This is a genomic window from Pseudaminobacter soli (ex Li et al. 2025), assembly GCF_003012705.1.
In the GTDB taxonomy this organism is placed as follows: domain Bacteria; phylum Pseudomonadota; class Alphaproteobacteria; order Rhizobiales; family Rhizobiaceae; genus Pseudaminobacter; species Pseudaminobacter soli.
The window spans coordinates 469680-485895 of the sequence record NZ_PXYL01000004.1 but is presented as its reverse complement, the minus strand read 5'-3'; the positions used below and the strand labels follow the sequence as shown (position 1 = coordinate 485895).

General features: G+C 63.0%; 14 protein-coding genes. 10 read left to right on the top strand and 4 right to left on the bottom strand.

Annotation, left to right across the window (positions count from 1 at the left end; all coding sequences use genetic code 11):
- Positions 1-89: 89 nt before the first annotated feature.
- The 3 genes from C7I85_RS11175 to aceA all read right to left on the bottom strand — a co-directional run bounded on the left by C7I85_RS11175 (position 90) and on the right by aceA (position 2368).
- Positions 90-536 (bottom strand): response regulator, encoded by a 447-nt coding sequence (locus C7I85_RS11175; RefSeq protein ID WP_106724027.1) that lies wholly within the window; start codon positions 534-536, stop codon positions 90-92.
- 237 nt (positions 537-773) lie between these two features.
- Positions 774-1016: a hypothetical protein gene (locus tag C7I85_RS11170; protein WP_106724026.1), complete on the bottom strand. Its 243-nt coding sequence runs from the start codon at positions 1014-1016 to the stop codon at positions 774-776.
- A 62-nt stretch (positions 1017-1078) separates the two neighbouring features.
- Complete coding sequence (gene aceA, locus C7I85_RS11165; RefSeq protein ID WP_106724025.1) at positions 1079-2368, bottom strand: isocitrate lyase; 1290 nt, start codon at positions 2366-2368, stop codon at positions 1079-1081.
- Positions 2369-2614: 246 nt separating this feature from the next.
- Here aceA and C7I85_RS11160 point away from each other — a divergent pair, with 246 nt between their 5' ends.
- The 9 genes from C7I85_RS11160 to C7I85_RS11120 all read left to right on the top strand — a co-directional run bounded on the left by C7I85_RS11160 (position 2615) and on the right by C7I85_RS11120 (position 11806).
- Positions 2615-4054 carry a helix-turn-helix domain-containing protein gene (locus tag C7I85_RS11160; RefSeq protein ID WP_106724024.1) on the top strand — a complete coding sequence of 480 codons (1440 nt, stop codon included), beginning with the start codon at positions 2615-2617 and terminating at the stop codon, positions 4052-4054.
- A 54-nt stretch (positions 4055-4108) separates the two neighbouring features.
- The gene (locus C7I85_RS11155) at positions 4109-4369 is read left to right on the top strand and encodes a type II toxin-antitoxin system ParD family antitoxin (RefSeq protein WP_106724023.1); all 261 of its coding nucleotides are present in this window, start codon (positions 4109-4111) and stop codon (positions 4367-4369) included.
- A complete protein-coding gene (locus C7I85_RS11150) occupies positions 4366-4665 on the top strand; it encodes a type II toxin-antitoxin system RelE/ParE family toxin (protein ID WP_106724022.1) in 300 nt (99 codons plus the stop codon). The genes C7I85_RS11155 and C7I85_RS11150 overlap by 4 nt, the downstream gene beginning before the upstream one ends.
- A gap of 179 nt (positions 4666-4844) precedes the next feature.
- Positions 4845-5792 carry a DMT family transporter gene (locus tag C7I85_RS11145; RefSeq protein ID WP_106724021.1) on the top strand — a complete coding sequence of 316 codons (948 nt, stop codon included), beginning with the start codon at positions 4845-4847 and terminating at the stop codon, positions 5790-5792.
- A 159-nt stretch (positions 5793-5951) separates the two neighbouring features.
- Complete coding sequence (locus C7I85_RS11140; RefSeq protein WP_106724115.1) at positions 5952-7337, top strand: glutamine synthetase family protein; 1386 nt, start codon at positions 5952-5954, stop codon at positions 7335-7337.
- Positions 7338-7543: 206 nt separating this feature from the next.
- Positions 7544-8641 carry a polyamine ABC transporter substrate-binding protein gene (locus tag C7I85_RS11135; RefSeq protein WP_106724020.1) on the top strand — a complete coding sequence of 366 codons (1098 nt, stop codon included), beginning with the start codon at positions 7544-7546 and terminating at the stop codon, positions 8639-8641.
- Positions 8642-8860: 219 nt separating this feature from the next.
- Entirely contained in the window at positions 8861-10003 is a 1143-nt protein-coding gene (locus C7I85_RS11130) for an ABC transporter ATP-binding protein (protein ID WP_106724019.1), read from the top strand.
- A 9-nt stretch (positions 10004-10012) separates the two neighbouring features.
- Entirely contained in the window at positions 10013-10981 is a 969-nt protein-coding gene (locus C7I85_RS11125; protein ID WP_106724018.1) for an ABC transporter permease subunit, read from the top strand.
- Positions 10982-10987: 6 nt separating this feature from the next.
- A complete protein-coding gene (locus C7I85_RS11120) occupies positions 10988-11806 on the top strand; it encodes an ABC transporter permease (protein WP_106724017.1) in 819 nt (272 codons plus the stop codon).
- Between the two features lie 240 nt (positions 11807-12046).
- Here C7I85_RS11120 and C7I85_RS11115 read toward each other — a convergent pair whose 3' ends face one another.
- Entirely contained in the window at positions 12047-13876 is a 1830-nt protein-coding gene (locus C7I85_RS11115; protein WP_106724114.1) for an AsmA family protein, read from the bottom strand.
- Between the two features lie 226 nt (positions 13877-14102).
- On the opposite strand from C7I85_RS11115, the gene C7I85_RS11110 reads away from it, so the two are divergent.
- On the top strand, positions 14103-16061 hold the full coding sequence (locus C7I85_RS11110) for an acetoacetate--CoA ligase (protein WP_106724016.1): 1959 nt from the start codon (positions 14103-14105) through the stop codon (positions 16059-16061).
- The last annotated feature ends 155 nt before the right edge of the window (positions 16062-16216 follow it).

Below are 16216 nucleotides of genomic sequence, written 5' to 3'. Positions count from 1 at the left end.
GTCGTGCGTCGCGACATAAGAAAAGGGGGGTGCGGGTTCTGCCGCAACTGAATTCGGATACTTGGCTATCCGTTTCGCGGCCCGGTGCGTCAGCCGCGCATTCTTTCCAGCACCGACATAAGTCCCTCGGGCGTTATCGGCTTGGCAACCCCCGCATCCACGGCCGGCAGCAGCGCGAGGTCGTCTTGTCCCAATGCCTTGGTTAAAAGCAGAAGGACGCAGACTGCGTTTTTGCCGAACTCGTTCCGCAAGGCGACGAGAGGCGCCATCAGCGCATTGCAGTCGTCGTTCTCGGGGCCGCCGTCGAGAATGATCGTGGAAGGAATTGGCGAGTGCAGCGCCTTCAACGCCGCCTCCGGATCCAGCGAGACCGGACGCAGGCCGGTTTTCTCGAGGATCTTCGACACAACCACGCGGTTGATCTGCGACCGTCCGACGACAAAGGCCTTGGTGGAATCTACCAACTGTGGTTCGGAAATCTCGGGATCCAGGTCAATTTCAAGGCCGCGTGCAGGGTCAACGCTTGACTTGGACATGCAGTGCCCGCTCCCCTCGCATTCAATTTACGGTTGAATGGCGCCACTAATCCCGCAGCACGTTGGTATGTCAAGCATAAATGCATGCCGCGGCAATCGCGAGTCAAAAACCGGCAGCTATTCTTGGTCATTACTACGACGAAAGTCGTATAAGCGCCGCTTGCAGAAAGAAAAATCACCCGCATGGTTCGATGCGGGTGATCAAAGATATCTTTTGCTGAAGACAGACCGTGCAGGTCAACCGTGCGCGGTTTGGGTGACGATCACCGGAATGAGCAGGTCGCCCCAATTGCCGTTGGCGTCGTGATGGCGCGCCGAGCGGACGAGCTCGACCGAGACGCCGGCCTCCACCGCCTTCATGATGGACTGGTTGAGGCGATGCAGGTCGTTGGCGACGATGCGGATTGCGGCCTGCTGGTCTGCGCTCATGGTCGAGGCCTGCTCCTCGGCACGTTCCTTGACACGTGTTCTGGGTGTCATTTCTCGTTTCCTCCTGGTTCGCGCCTGCGCCGCTCCAGGCGCAGGACGCGATATGGTTCTTGTTATTCCGCCGCCGGACGGAACTGGTCGTGTTCGGTGGATTCCTTCATCGCAGTGGTCGACGACTGGCCGCCAGTGATGGCCAGCGACACGGCGTCGAAATAGCCGGTGCCGACTTCGCGCTGATGCTTGGTGGCCGTGTAGCCGTTGGCCTCGGCCGCGAATTCCGCTTCCTGCAGCTCCGAATAGGCCGCCATCTGGCGATCCTTGTAGCCGCGCGCCAGCTCGAACATGCCGAAGTTGAGCTGGTGGAAGCCGGCCAGCGTGATGAACTGGAACTTGTAGCCCATGGCGCCCAGCTCGCGCTGGAACTTGGCGATGGTGGCGTCGTCGAGATTCTTCTTCCAGTTGAACGAGGGCGAGCAATTGTAGGCGAGCATCTTGCCCGGATGCGCCTTGTGCACGGCCTCGGCGAATTTCCGGGCCTGGCCAAGATCCGGCTTGGAGGTCTCCATCCAGATCAGGTCGGCATGCGGCGCATAGGCGATGGCGCGGGCGATGCAGGGCTCGATGCCGTTCCTCACATGATAGAAGCCCTCGGTCGTGCGGCCGGCGTCGTGGTCGACGAAGGGTCGGTCGCGCTCGTCGATGTCGGAGGTCAAAAGCTTGGCGGCTTCGGCGTCGGTGCGGGCGACGATCAGCGTCGGCACGCCCATCACGTCGGCGGCAAGGCGCGCGGCGTTGAGGTTGCGGATGTGGGCTGCGGTGGGGATCAGCACCTTGCCGCCGAGATGTCCGCACTTCTTTTCGGACGCCAGCTGGTCCTCGAAGTGGACGCCCGCGGCACCCGCCTCGATGAAGGCCTTCATGATCTCGAAGGCGTTGAGCGGGCCGCCGAAGCCGGCTTCCGCATCGGCCACGATCGGCGCGAACCAGGTGTCGACCGACAGGCCCTTGCCTTCGGAAACCTCGATCTGGTCGGCGCGCTGCAGCGTGCGGTTGATACGCTTGGCAAGCTCGGGCGCGGCATTGGCCGGATAGAGCGACTGGTCCGGATACATGGCGGACGCGGTGTTGGCGTCGGCCGCCACCTGCCAGCCAGAGAGGTAGATCGCCTTCAGGCCGGCGCGGACCATCTGCATCGCCTGGTTGCCGGAAAGGGCGCCGAGCGCGTTGACGAAATCTTCCTCGTGGATGAGCTTCCACAGCCGGTTCGCGCCCATTTCGGCCAGGGTGTACTTGATCTGAACGGAGCCGCGCAGCCGCTTTACCGTCTCGGCGTCATAGGGACGCTCGATGCCGTCGAAACGGCCTTCGGGGGCGGACGGGACGAGGTTGTAAAAAACGGTCATAACGCTCTCCGGCTTATGGAAAAGAACTGATCTCGACGGCATCGTTGAATGGCGTTTGCGCCGCCGATGTGTGACGAAATTTACATTGCGCTGCGAAGAAGGCGAGAAGAAACAGGACTTTCAGCCGGATAATAGGGAAAACCTGTGTTGTGTTTGACAGGGCGGCGATGTAAAATTGTAAAAGATGTCAAATGCGGTCGTGGCGAGATATCGCCGTCGATCTGTAAATGAGTGTAAAGGGCTGCCATGGCCGAGCAGAAGATTTTCGCCGGGCCGCGCATTCGTCGCATTCGCAACGCCAAGGGCCTGACCCAGACTGCGATGGCCGAGGGACTCGGCATTTCGCCGTCCTATCTCAACCTCATCGAACGCAACCAGCGGCCGCTGACCGTGCAGCTGATCCTGAAACTCGCCTCGGTCTACAAGGTGGAGCCGGAGGAACTGCATGGCGAGGCGCGCGGTTCGATCGCGGCGCTCAGGGAGGTTTTTTCGGACCCGCTGCTGGCCGGTGAGCTGCCGGGCGACCAGGAGCTGGTCGAGCTGGCCGAAGGCGCGCCGAATGCGGCGGCGGCAGTGATAAAACTGTTTCGCGCCTATCGCGAGCAGGCGGGGCGCCTGTCGGATCTGTCCGAAATGCTGGCGCATGAGGGGCGTGCGACGGCGCTGTCGGGTGCGCGCCTGCCCATTGACGAAGTGCGCGAAATGTTCGAGCGCCGCCCGAACCATTTTGCCGCGCTGGAGGAAGAAGCCGAGGCATTCATCGCGGTGCTCGACCCGGGCGACGACCTCTATGGCGCGCTGAAGGCCTGGCTGAAGCGGGAGTTCGGCATCGTGGTGAAGGTGTTGCCGGTCGCCACCATGCCCAACTGGCGCCGCCGCTATGACAGGCATTCGCAGCGGCTGTTCATCTCGGAGCGGCTGTCGCCCTTTGACCAGCTGCGTGAAGTGGCGATGGAGGCCTGCCTGATCCGCATGTCGGTGGCCATCGCGGCCGAAATCCAGTCCCTAAAACTGTCGTCGGACGAGGCGCGGCGGCTGGCGCGCTTCGAGCTCGGGCGCTATGCGGCGCATGCGCTGATGATGCCCTATCAGGCGTTCCAGTCGGCAGCGCTGCGGGCGCGCTATGACATAGACGTGCTGAAATCGCGCTTCGGCGTGTCCTTCGAACAGGCAGCCAACCGGCTGACCATGCTGCAGCGGCCGGGCGCGGTGGGCGTGCCCTTCTTCATGCTGGAGGTGGACAATGCGGGGAATCGCTTCCGCAAGGCGGGCGCGCAAGGGTTTCCACAGAGCCGCTTCGGCGGCGGGTGCCCCAAGCTGCCGGTGCATGCCGCCTTCGCGCAGCCCGGCCAGATCCTGGTCGAGGCGGTGGAAATGCCGGATGGGGCCGAATTTCTCTGCGTGGCGCGCACGCTGGAGGGGCCGCAGGGCGCCTTCACCGAGCGGCCGCGCCGCACCGCTCTGCTTCTGGGCTGCGACATCGGCTTCAAGGACGAGATCGTCTATGGCGCGGCATTGCCGGGTGGTGTGCAGGGCAAGGCAGGGCAGGGCACAGCCACCCCGGTCGGCCCGGCCTGCCGGCTCTGCGAGCGCACCGGCTGCCTGTCGCGCGCCGAGCCGCCGGTAACGCGCCCTCTGGGGCTGGACGAGATGGTGACGGGGCTAAGTGCGTTTGATTTTCAGTGATAACAGGAAATAGCGAAAATTGACAAAGCCTGTTATCAACCTTAGCTTCTTGGCATGAACGTTTCACTCACCAAGGAACTTGAGGAGTACGTCTCCTCCCAGGTGCGCTCGGGCCATTATTCGTCGGCCAGCGAGGTCGTGCGTGAGGCTTTGCGCGCCCATTTGCGTGAGAATATGGCGCGTGATTTGCAGGCGCGTGTCGAACAGGCTCGCGCCGAAGTGGCAGCTGATGCGGTAACCGAAGCCACGCCGGAATTCTTTGAGCGTGCGCGAGATCGCATTCGTCAGGCACCCGGATCGAAGCCTGATCGATGAGCTATCGGGTCTTCTTCTCTAGGTCCGCAGAAGAAGATTTTCTCTCCATCATCGATTTCATTGCCGCGGACAATCCGGCGCGGGCATTCTCATTCGTCGACGATCTGCAAAGGCGCGTCGTCGAACTGCTGGCGGCTTTTCCCAAGAGCGGACGCAGCTACGGCTCGTTTCGGTATACCGTATTCGGGAACTATGTGGTCGCCTACGATATCGATGAGACGTCGAAGGCCGTTTACGTCCTGCTTGTCTCGGAAGGGCATCGTCTTTGGCGGGAGGTGCTCGACGGGCGAACATGAGTCCGGTTTCCGGTGTCCATAATCTGGTGCGCTACCCGCGATTCTCTTGATCAATCGGGTGCCACAACCGCTCGCGTGCGCTGGATCACGCGTGATGCGGGGCTTTGCGTTACGCAATTCAGATCGCGCCTGTCGCTTTGCGGCATGCGCATCTTGGCCGAAACGACGATGGTCCAGTCATGACAGAAGCCGCCGTTTCACATGCTGGCTCCAAAGCCTCCGGACGCGACGAGCGCGTTGGCATCCTGCTTGTTTTCCTGTCCGCGCTGATGTGGAGCTTTGGCGGCACCCTCGGCCGCTTCATCGAAAATCCCGACAGTTGGGCCGTCGTGTTCTGGCGCTCGTCCTGGGCGGCAGCGTTCCTCATCGGTTACATGGTCTGGCGCGACGGCGTGCGCGGCACGCTGAAACTGTTCGGCAGCATGGGCCTGCCCGGTCTGGCGGTCGCCGTCTGCTTTGCCACCGCCTCGACCTCTTTCGTGGTCGCGCTTGCCTACACCACCGTCGCCAACATCCTGTTGATGCAGGCGGGCGTGCCGCTGCTGGCCGCGCTGATTGCCTGGGCGCTGTTCCGCGAACGAGTTTCTGCGCCGACCTGGGCGGCGATCGCCGCCGTGATCTGCGGCGTCGCCATCATGGTCTCCGAATCCTTCAACGGCGAAGTGTCCCCGGTCGGCGATGGGCTCGCGCTGCTGATCGCGGTGATGTTCTCGATCGCCACGGTGATCACGCGCCGCTTTGCGCATGTGCGGATGACGCCGGCGACTTGCCTGGGCACGATCTTCGCGGCGTCCTTCGCAGCAACCCAGATCGGCGGCTTTGCCGTGACGCCGCGCGACATGAGCTTTTTGTTCGTCTTCGGCGCTATCAATCTTGGCCTCGGGCTTGCCTGCTTTGCCACCGGCGCCCGGCTGATTCCGGCCGCCGTGGCCGCCTTGATCGGCACCTTCGAACCGATACTCGGGCCGATCTGGGTCTGGCTGATTCATGGCGAGATACCGTCGGCGCGCACCATTCTGGGCGGCACGGTGGTGTTCACGGCGCTGCTCGTCCATCTCGGGCTGGAGTTCCGGCGCCAGTCGCGTCCGAGCCGTCCCGGCACCACTGGCATGCCTTCTCCCCATTGACAGAACTGCGAAGGCAAGGGCAGGTTATGTTGTCTGAAACAATTAAACAGGTATATCTTGGGTGAACTAGCCGGCAACACGCAAACCGGAACCAATTCTTCGATCGGTGAGAATTCCTACAATCCTCGCCTTGCTGCCGAAAAAGGCCGCCCCCCGGAAATCCCTCCGGCCGCTGCGGCGAAGAAAAAATCCGCATTCATTTCACCCGACCACGAGGCCGAGTACCGGGCCTTTGTCGAGAAGCATCCCGACCTCGAGGCCGTGGAATTCCTTCTGGTCGATCCCAACGGCGTCATGCGCGGCAAGTGGGCCCCTGGCGACGCGTTGAAGAAAGCCTTCCAGGAAGGCGTCAACTTCCCCATGTCGCTGCACGGGCTGGACGTTTGGGGCCGCGAAGTCACCGAAACGGGCCTGCACATCGAGACCGGCGACCAGGACGGCTATTGCCGCGCCACGCGTGGGTCGCTGTCGATCGTGCCGTGGGCCAAGCGCAAGACCGCGCAGGTGATGCTCCAGACCTTCTCGCCGGAAGGTGAGCCCTTCATGGCGGACTCGCGCCAGGTGCTGAAGCGCAAGGTGGCCGAGGTCAACGCCAAGGGTTACTTCCCGGTCGTTGCCTTCGAGCTCGAGTTCTACTTGCTCGACCCGGAAGTGGAGTGGGATGACGGCATGCCGGCTCCCGTGGGCGCCACGGCCGGCCCGGATCGCTTGCGCATGTACGGGCTCGACGACCTGTCCGAGCATGCCGAGCTGTTCGACATGATCCGCGATGCCGCGCAGGAACAAGGCCTGCCGATCGACACGATCATCAAGGAAGCGGCCCCCGGCCAGTTCGAGGTCAACCTCAAGCACCGCGCCGACCCGCTCCGGGCCGCCGACGACGTGATCATGCTGCAGCGCCTGGTCATCGGCTGCGCCCGCGCGCATGGCTTGACCGCCACCTTCATGGCCAAGCCGTTCCTCGAATATGCCGGCAACGGCATGCATGTGCATGCCTCCATGCTGGACCGCGAGGGGCACAACATCTTCGGCGGAGAGGCCGGACGCAAGAAGCTCGAAGCGGCCGTCGCCGGCCTGCTCCGCACGATGCCGGAATCGCTGCTGTTGTTCATCAACACGTGGAACGGCTTCCGCCGCATCACGCCCGGCTCCTATGCACCGACCCGTGCCGTCTGGGGCGAGAACAACCGCTCCGTGGCGCTGCGCATCCCGGTCGCGTCGGACGAGAACAAGCGTCTCGAACACCGCATCGCGGGCGCCGACGCCAACCCGTATCTGGTGATGGCGGCGCTGATCCAGGGCATGATCGAAGGTATCGAGAACGAAGAAGTTCCGCCGCCTCCGGTCGTGGGCAACGCCTATGACGAGGGTGGGTTGTTCCTGCCGGACGACATGGACGAAGCCTTGCAGCTGATGGCCAAGAGCACTTTCATCGAGCGTGCGCTTGGCCCGTTGATGGCGAAGGTCTATCAGGACCTGAAGCGCGCCGAGATTCTCGCCTTCTGGGCGGAGATCACGCAGCTGGAGCGCACGACCTACCTCTGACCGAGGGCAGGCCGACCGGCCTGCCGACATATGCGATGCGGTAACAAGAATTTGGGCTGCCCCGGAATTTCCGGGGCGGTCCTTGCCCCGGTGGCGGGCACTTTCGTGCTTGTCGCCTTTTCTGAAGGCCAATAGGCTGAACCTCAAAAACCTGGTCGCGAAGGCCTGTCGCGCGCCGGGAACGGAACACTGAAAGGGAGATTGAGATGGTTAGCAAAGCGTTTTGGCTCACCGCCACATCGGCTTTGGCGACGTTGATCAGCGTCAGTGCTTACGCGCAGGAACGTGTCGTCAACGTCTACAATTGGTCCGACTACATCGACAGTTCGATCATCACCGACTTCACCAAGGAAACCGGCATCAAGGTCGTCTACGACGTCTTCGATTCCAACGAAATCCTTGAGACCAAGCTTTTGGCGGGCGGCAGCGGCTATGACGTGGTCGTGCCGACGGCAAACTTCCTTTCGCGCCAGATTTCCGCCGGCGTGTTCCAGAAGCTCGACAAGTCCAAGCTGCCCAACCTCTCCAACATGTGGGACGTGGTTTCGGAGCGCACCGCGAAATACGATCCGGGTAACGAATACTCGATCAACTACATGTGGGGCACGGTCGGCCTCGGCTTCAACAAGAAGAAGGTCGAAGAAGCGCTCGGCACCGACCAGATCGACAGCTGGGACATCGTCTTCAATCCCGAGAAGCTGGCAAAGCTCTCCGATTGCGGCGTCTATTTCCTCGACTCGCCGACCGACGTCATCCCGTCGGTGCTGAGGTATCTCGGCCTCGATCCGGAATCGACCAAGGCTGAAGACCTCGCCAAGGTCGAAGAGGTTCTGCTGAAGGTGCGCCCCTATGTGCGCAAGTTCCACTCGTCCGAATACATCAACGCGCTGGCCAATGGCGACATCTGCATGGCCATCGGCTGGTCGGGCGACGTGTTCCAGGCCCGCGACCGCGCCGAGGAAGCCAAGCAGGGCGTCGAGGTCGGTTACGTGATCCCGAAGGAAGGCGCGGAAATGTGGTTCGACCAGATGGCCATTCCCGCCGACGCGCCGCATGTCGAGGAAGCGCATGCCTTCCTCAACTACATGATGAAGCCCGAAGTCATCGCCAAGTCGACCAACTTCGTCTACTTCCCGAGCGGCAACAAGGCCGCGCAGGCCTTCGTGAACAAGGAGATCCTCGAGGACCCGGCCGTCTACCCGACCCCGGAAGTCCTGGACAAGCTGTTCACCGTCTCGCCTTACGACACCAAGTCGCAGCGTCAGGTGACGCGCCTGTGGACCAAGGTGGTGACCGGCCAGTAACGATCATCCGGAAGGGCCCCGCCAGAAGCGCGGGGCCTTTCTCCGGAAGCCTCTTTGTGAACTCAGGCACCCCCCGAGTCCACAGACGGGTTTCCGCAAAGCCGCGATCCGGAACCGGAAGAATATTCGGAAGGGTCGCGAAGCTGTCACGAAATGGCGGCATGCGCTTCCGCTTTGACGGAACGGCCGCAACGGGGACCGAATTAGGTGGAGAAGTAAATGAAATCGCTCGGAAGCATCCGCAGAAGCTTTACGCCGTGGAACGATCCGGCAGCCAAGCCCTATATCGCCTTCGAGAATGTCACCAAGCGGTTTGGTGATTTCACCGCCGTCAACAACCTGTCGCTGACCGTGTTCGAGCGCGAGTTCTTCGCGCTGCTCGGCGCGTCGGGTTGCGGCAAGTCGACCTTGCTGCGCATGCTGGCCGGCTTCGACGAGCCGACCGCCGGCCGGATTCTGCTCGACGGACAGGACCTGCGCGGCATTCCGCCCTACCGCCGGCCGGTCAACATGATGTTCCAGTCCTATGCGCTGTTTCCGCATATGACCGTGGAAGCCAACATCGCCTTCGGCCTCAAGCAGGAAGGCATGCCCAAGGCCGAGATCGGAACGCGCGTGGCCGAGATGCTGCGGCTGGTCAAGCTCGAGCAGTTTGCCAAGCGCAAGCCGCACCAGCTTTCCGGCGGCCAGCGCCAGCGTGTCGCCCTGGCGCGTTCTGTCGCCAAGCGGCCTAAGGTGCTGCTGCTCGACGAGCCGCTCGGCGCGCTCGACAAGAAGCTGCGCGAAGAAACCCAGTTCGAGCTGATGGACCTGCAGCAGAGCCTGGGCCTCACCTTCATCGTCGTCACGCACGACCAGGAAGAGGCCATGACCATGGCCGACCGCATCGCCATTCTCGACAAGGGCGAGGTGATGCAGGTGGCAACGCCAGCCGAAGTCTACGAGGCGCCAAGCTCGCGCTTCGTCGCCGGCTTCGTCGGCAACGTCAACATGTTCGAGGGAACCGTTGCGAGCCGCGACGACAGCGGCGCCAGGATCGCCAGCAGCAACGGCCTCACCATCATGACCAAGAACGCCGGTGCCGCGTCCGCGGGCAGCCCGGTGGTTTTCGCGATCCGTCCCGAGAAGATCAAGGTCTCCTCGCGCAAGCCGGCCAATGACGATGTCAACGTCGCCGAGGGCGAGATCTACGACATCGCCTATCTCGGCGACATGACCGTCTATCACGTCAAGCTTGCTGACGGTCATGTGGTGAAGACCAGTTCGCTCAACGCCTCGCGCATATCGGACGACCCCCTGAGCTGGAACGACAGGGCCTGGATTTCCTTCAGCCCGGATGCGGGCGTGGTGCTGGCGAAATAGGAGGCGGTCATGTCCGATACCGCAATCGTCGCCTCCGGAAGCTCGCCCTACGAGAGCAGCTCGGCCCTTGTCCGGGCTGCCAGCGCGGTGAAGAACCGGCTGGTCATCATCGTCCCGTATCTCTGGCTTCTAGTCTTCTTCCTCGTCCCCTTCATCATCGTCTTCAAGATCTCGCTGTCGCAGTCGGCGATCTCGATGCCGCCCTATACGCCGGCTTTGGATCTGTCCGGGGGGATCGGCGGGTTCTGGACGCTGATCAAGCAGCTCAGCTTCGACAACTATGTCTGGCTGACGCAGGACGCGCTCTACTTCAACGCTTATGTCTCGAGCCTTACTATTGCCGCCATCTCGACGGTGCTGACGCTCATCGTCGGCTATCCGATCGCCTATGGCATGGCGCGCGCCCCGGCCACGCTGCGGCCCACCTTGCTGATGCTGGTGATCCTGCCGTTCTGGACCTCGTTCCTGATCCGCGTCTATGCCTGGATCGGCATCCTCAAGCCGGAAGGGCTGCTCAACCAGCTCCTGCAGGGCTTGGGGCTGATCAACGAGCCGCTGATCATCCTCAATACCCACACCGCGATCTTCATCGGTATCGTCTATTCCTACCTGCCGTTCATGATCCTGCCGCTCTATTCGGCGCTGGAGAAGATGGATTATTCGCTGATCGAGGCGGCGCAGGACCTGGGCTGCAGGCCCATCGGCGCCTTCTGGAAGGTCACGTTCCCGCTCTCCATCCCCGGCGTCGTCGCGGGCTGCCTGCTCGTGTTCATCCCGGTCGTGGGCGAGTTCGTCATTCCCGACCTGCTCGGCGGATCGCAGACACTGATGATCGGTCGCACGCTGTGGAACGAATTCTTCAACAATCGAGACTGGCCGGTTGCGTCCGCGGTGGCCATCATCCTGCTCATGGTGCTGGTCGTTCCGATCATGTTCTTCCAGCATGTGCAGGCCCGCTCCCAGGAACAGGGCAGGTGAGGTGTCATGAATAGCAGCTGGAGCCGTTTCAACGTCACCTCGATCGTGCTGGGCTTTGCCTTCCTCTACCTGCCGATCGTCCTTCTCGTGGTCTTTTCCTTCAACGAGTCCAAGCTCGTCACCGTCTGGGGTGGCTTCTCGACCAAGTGGTACGGGTCGCTGTTCCAGAACAAGGGCCTGATGGACGCGGCCTGGGTCACCGCTCGCGTCGCGCTCATCTCGGCCACCGTCGCGACCGTGCTCGGCACGCTCGCGGCGCTGACGCTGACGCGCTACACGCGCTTCCGCGGACGCGTGCTGTTCTCGGGCATGGTGTTTGCGCCGCTGGTCATGCCGGAAGTCATCACCGGCCTGTCGCTGCTGCTGCTCTTCGTGGCCGTCGGGCTCGATCGCGGCTTCCTGACCGTGACGCTGGCGCATATCACGCTGACCATGTGCTTCGTGGCGGTGGTGGTGCAGTCGCGCCTGCTGACCTTCGACCGTTCGCTGGAGGAAGCGGCGATGGATCTTGGCGCGCCGCCGGTGAAGACCTTCTTCCAGATCACCTTCCCGGTGATCCTGCCCGCGATCATTTCGGGCTGGATGCTGGCCTTCACCCTGTCGCTGGACGATTTGGTCATCGCCAGCTTCACCTCGGGTCCGGGCGCCACCACGCTGCCGATGAAGATCTACAGCCAGGTGCGCCTTGGCGTGACGCCGGAGATCAACGCGGCCTGTACGATCCTGATCGCGGTCGTCGCCATCGGCGTGATTGCCGCCTCCGTGGTCAACAAGCAGCGCGAAGTCCAGCGCTTGCGCGACGAGCAGGCCGCCCAGCGCGGCTGAACGTAAAAGACCCTGCGCCGACGGCGTGGGGTCTGATTTTTTTGGTGCGTCCTTCGAGGCTCGCCCTGCGGGCGAGCAACTCAGGATGAGGACCGTCGGAACTCATCTCACCCAAGGCCTGACGGGCAGAGCCTTTCAGGACTTGGCTTGAAACGCACAGACCGCCTCATCCTGAGGTGCGAGCGCAGCGGGCTTCGAAGGACGCACTGTCACATCTGAAGTGGCCGGCAAGGCCTTCTGTCAGTCGCTGTTAACCGGCGAGATGAACGGAGCCTTCCACGAGCCGCCGACGAAGAAGCTGGCGGTTGGCGGCGCGTCTTCCATCGTCGGCGCGTCCGGCGGCACGATGCCGCCCGACAGTGCCAGGCCGCGGCTGACATAGGGGATGATGCCGGTGAGCCAGAGCCTGCCCTGGGCCGAGCGGGCTTCCGCCTTCTCCAGCCGGATCACGCCATGGGCGATTGTCGCCTTGAGCTCCGCGCCATCGATGGGCAGAGTGCCCTTCGACACCTCGTCGAGGGCAAAGAAGCCGCCGTCGTCGCAGCGCTTCTGAAAGCCCTGGAGATCGAAGTCGGGCAGGGCGCCCGGTCCAAAACTCGCCGAGATGGTGCCTTCGCCGTTTTCGAGGATGGATTCCCAGACGCGGCCCGGCCCCTTCAGGATGAGCGAGATGTTGCCGCGGCCGATCGGCACCAGCCGGGTCATGCCGGCGGCCGCGCCGAAGGCGCCGCCCTCGATGTCGGAGGCCAGGAAGCGCATTTCCGCCTGCGTGCCCTCCGGTTTGCGGTCGAACCGCACGCTGGCCTGCAAATTGCCGCCGAAGGCCGAGGCATCGGAAATGTCGAAGGCGACGATACTGTTCTTGATCTGCGCGGTTGCCGCGACATCGGCCAGCGTCACCGTACCGAAGAGGGCATGGGCGGCGGACAGGCGCAGGTCGAGGCTGATGAGGTTTGCAAATACCGGGTCGATCTCCGCCGCGGCCTTCTCCGACGTCGCCGGGGTGAAGGCGGTGAGGATGGGGCTGAGGTCGAGCGTATCGAAGGCCAGCGTGCCGGAAACGACCGGAACGCGCTCGCTGAAGCTCAGGTCGAGCGCGCCGGTGCCAGGGTTCTTGTCGAGGGCAACCTCGGCGCCTTCCAGCTTCATGCGCTGGGTGTCGCCAACGAGACGGCCGGCGATGGAGACGGACCCGATGGCGCTGGCGGTGGAGGCCATTTCGGTGCCCGTCCATTCGGTCAACCGCTTCAGCGAGGGTGCTGCGGCCTTCATCTTGCCGTCGACATAGGCGTTCTCCGCGGCCTTGACGACGCCGTCAAAGGAGGCAGTTGCCGGTGCGGAGGTGAGGGTGGCGGTCAGGGGTGCTTCGCCTCCCGCAAGCAGCACCAGCGGCTTGGGCAGCGACGCTTCCAGGTTGACCGTCTCGCCGTGCCAGATGGCGCTCAGGCTGAAGGAAGCGGCCTTGTTGAGCGCCGGCCAGTTCAGCTTGCCGGTGAGCCCGGTCAGGATCTCCTCGTCCTTGCCGTCGGCGAATTGCGTCACGCGGCCGTCGCGCATGCTGATCGTGCCGAGTTCCCGCGTAGAAAGGCTCCGCTCGATTTCGGTGCTTTCGAGATGTGCGGCAACCGCCTCGCGTACGTCGTGGATTGCGGTTGCGATGCGGCCGCCATCGGCCAATTCGGGCAGATAGCGGCCGTCCGGCATTCGCTCGAGGCGCAGAGTGGGCCTGACCAGCTCCGCCGCCGAAAAGACGGCATCGCCGCGCAGTGCGGCAAGCGCGGAAAGCTTAATCTCGATGCGATCGGCCTCGATCACCGGCGCGTGGTCGAGCGCATCCCACGGCGTCATGGCGACATCGGTTACGATGGCGCTGAAAGTCGGCCAGACGCGGATTTCAGGGGCAGAGCCGATGGTGACGCGATAGCCGCTCCACGAACTCAGCTCATAGGCGATGCGGTCGCGCACGATGCGCGTGGACGCCAGGAACGGCACCAGCGCAATGATAAGGGCGACGGCCAGCGCGGCCATACCGACCAACCATATGCTGCGCCTGACCAAAGGTGACGGCATTGTGCCTCGTTCATGCTGATCGAACTGTCGACCGCCTGCGTTCAGCCGGTTTGCGTCGCAACCGGTGTAGCGGACATGCACGGCTTTTCAAGCCTTTGTGGCCATGCGATGACGTTTGCGCACAGTCTGTAACGACATTTGCGCACATTCTTGCCGTTCCGCGCACATCGTCTTGCTCCGCCGCACCGCACAATGCATAACGGCAAGGCTTTTGGAGGAGAGTGCAATGTCGAATACCGCGCTGCTGTGGACACCGTCCAAAGAACGGGTCGCAGCTGCCCCGCTGACCGCCTTCATGGCGGAGGCATCCCGTCAGACAGGGCGTGAATTCTCGCGCTACGCCGAGCTGCATGCCTGGTCGATCGAGGATCGGGAAGGTTTCTGGAACCTGGTCTGGGATTTCTGCGGCATCGTGGGCGACAAGGGCGGCCGCGTCCTGGCCGATGGCGACAAGATGCCCGGCGCGCAGTTCTTTCCCGATGCGCGGATCAGCTTTGCCGAAAACCTGCTGAAGAAAACCGGCGCGGCCGACGCCATCGTCTTCAAGGGCGAAGACAAGGTGACGCGCCGCCTCTCCTGGGACGAGCTCCATGCGCTGGTGTCGAAGCTGCAGCAGCTCTTCCTCTCGCTCGGCGTGAAGAGCGGCGACCGCGTCGCCGCCATGATGCCGAACATGCCCGAGACGGTGGCGGCTATGCTGGCCGCAAGCTCGATCGGTGCGGTGTGGTCGTCCTGCTCGCCCGATTTCGGCGAACAGGGCGTGCTCGACCGTTTTGGCCAGATCGAGCCGGTCGTGTTCATCGCGCCCGATGGCTACTACTACAACGGCAAGGAAATCGACGTCGCGGCCAAGATCGCCGCAGTGGCGCAGAAGCTGCCGACCGTGCGCAAGGTGCTGGTCGTTGACTATCTCGGCAAGGCGCGCGAGGTTGCGGCAGGCATTGCCGGCGCGCAGGCGCTGGACGATACGGCGGCGCCGTTCGCTCCGGCCAAAGTGACCTTCGAACGGCTTCCGTTCTCGCATCCGCTCTATATCCTGTTCTCCTCCGGCACCACCGGAATCCCCAAATGCATCGTCCATTCGGCCGGCGGCACGCTGATCCAGCACGTCAAGGAACAGCGGCTGCATGCGGGCCTCGAGGAAGGCGACCGCTTCTTCTACTTCACCACCTGCGGCTGGATGATGTGGAACTGGCTGGTTTCGGGCCTCGCATCGGGTGCTACGCTGCTGCTCTTCGACGGCTCGCCCTTCCATCCGAACGGCAACGTGCTGTTCGATTTCGCGGACGCCGAAAAGATGACCTATTTCGGCACCTCGGCGAAATTCATAGATTCCGTGCGCAAGGCGGATCTGAGGCCCATCGACACGCATGACCTGTCGACGGTTCGCACGCTGTCGTCGACCGGTTCGCCGCTGTCGCCCGAGGGCTTTGCCTTCGTCTATGACGGCATCAAGAAGGACATCCATCTCGCCTCGATCTCGGGCGGCACCGACATCGTCTCCTGCTTCGTGCTCGGCGTGCCGACCGAACCGGTCTGGATCGGCGAGATCCAGGCTGCCGGCCTCGGCATGGCGGTGGACGTTTGGGATGACGACGGCAAGCCGATCCGCGGCGAGAAGGGCGAACTCGTCTGCACCAAGGCGTTCCCATCAATGCCGGTCGGCTTCTGGAACGACCCGGACGGCAAGAAGTATCACGGCGCCTATTTCGAGCGCTTCGACAATATCTGGTGCCACGGCGATTTCGCCGAATGGACCGAGCATGGCGGCATCGTCATCCATGGCCGCTCGGACGCCACGCTGAATCCCGGGGGCGTGCGCATCGGCACGGCCGAGATTTACAACCAGGTCGAGCAGATGCCGGAGATCGCCGAGGCCATCTGCATCGGCCAGGATTGGCAGGATGACGTGCGCGTGGTGCTGTTCGTGCGCCTTGCCGCCGGCGTCAGCCTCAACGAGGACCTCGAAAAGCGCATCCGGACGAAAATCCGCACCGGGGCCAGCCCGCGCCACGTGCCGGCGAAGATCATCGCTGTGGCCGACATTCCGCGCACCAAGTCGGGCAAGATCACCGAGCTCGCCGTGCGCGACATCGTCCACGGTCGCCCGGTCAAGAACAAGGAAGCGCTCGCCAACCCGGAGGCGCTCGACCTGTTCAGGGACATCCCGGCATTGCAAAGCTGAGGGCCGAAATATGCCTAACAAAAGGTGACTTGGAAATTTACCGAGATTTCACGAGTGGTACAGATTCGTAAACATTTCCCGACCTAGGTAAGGACTTGTTAAGGGTTGGCCGCGATATTCGGTCTCAACTTGAGGGAGAAATCCCGTCCTCGCCT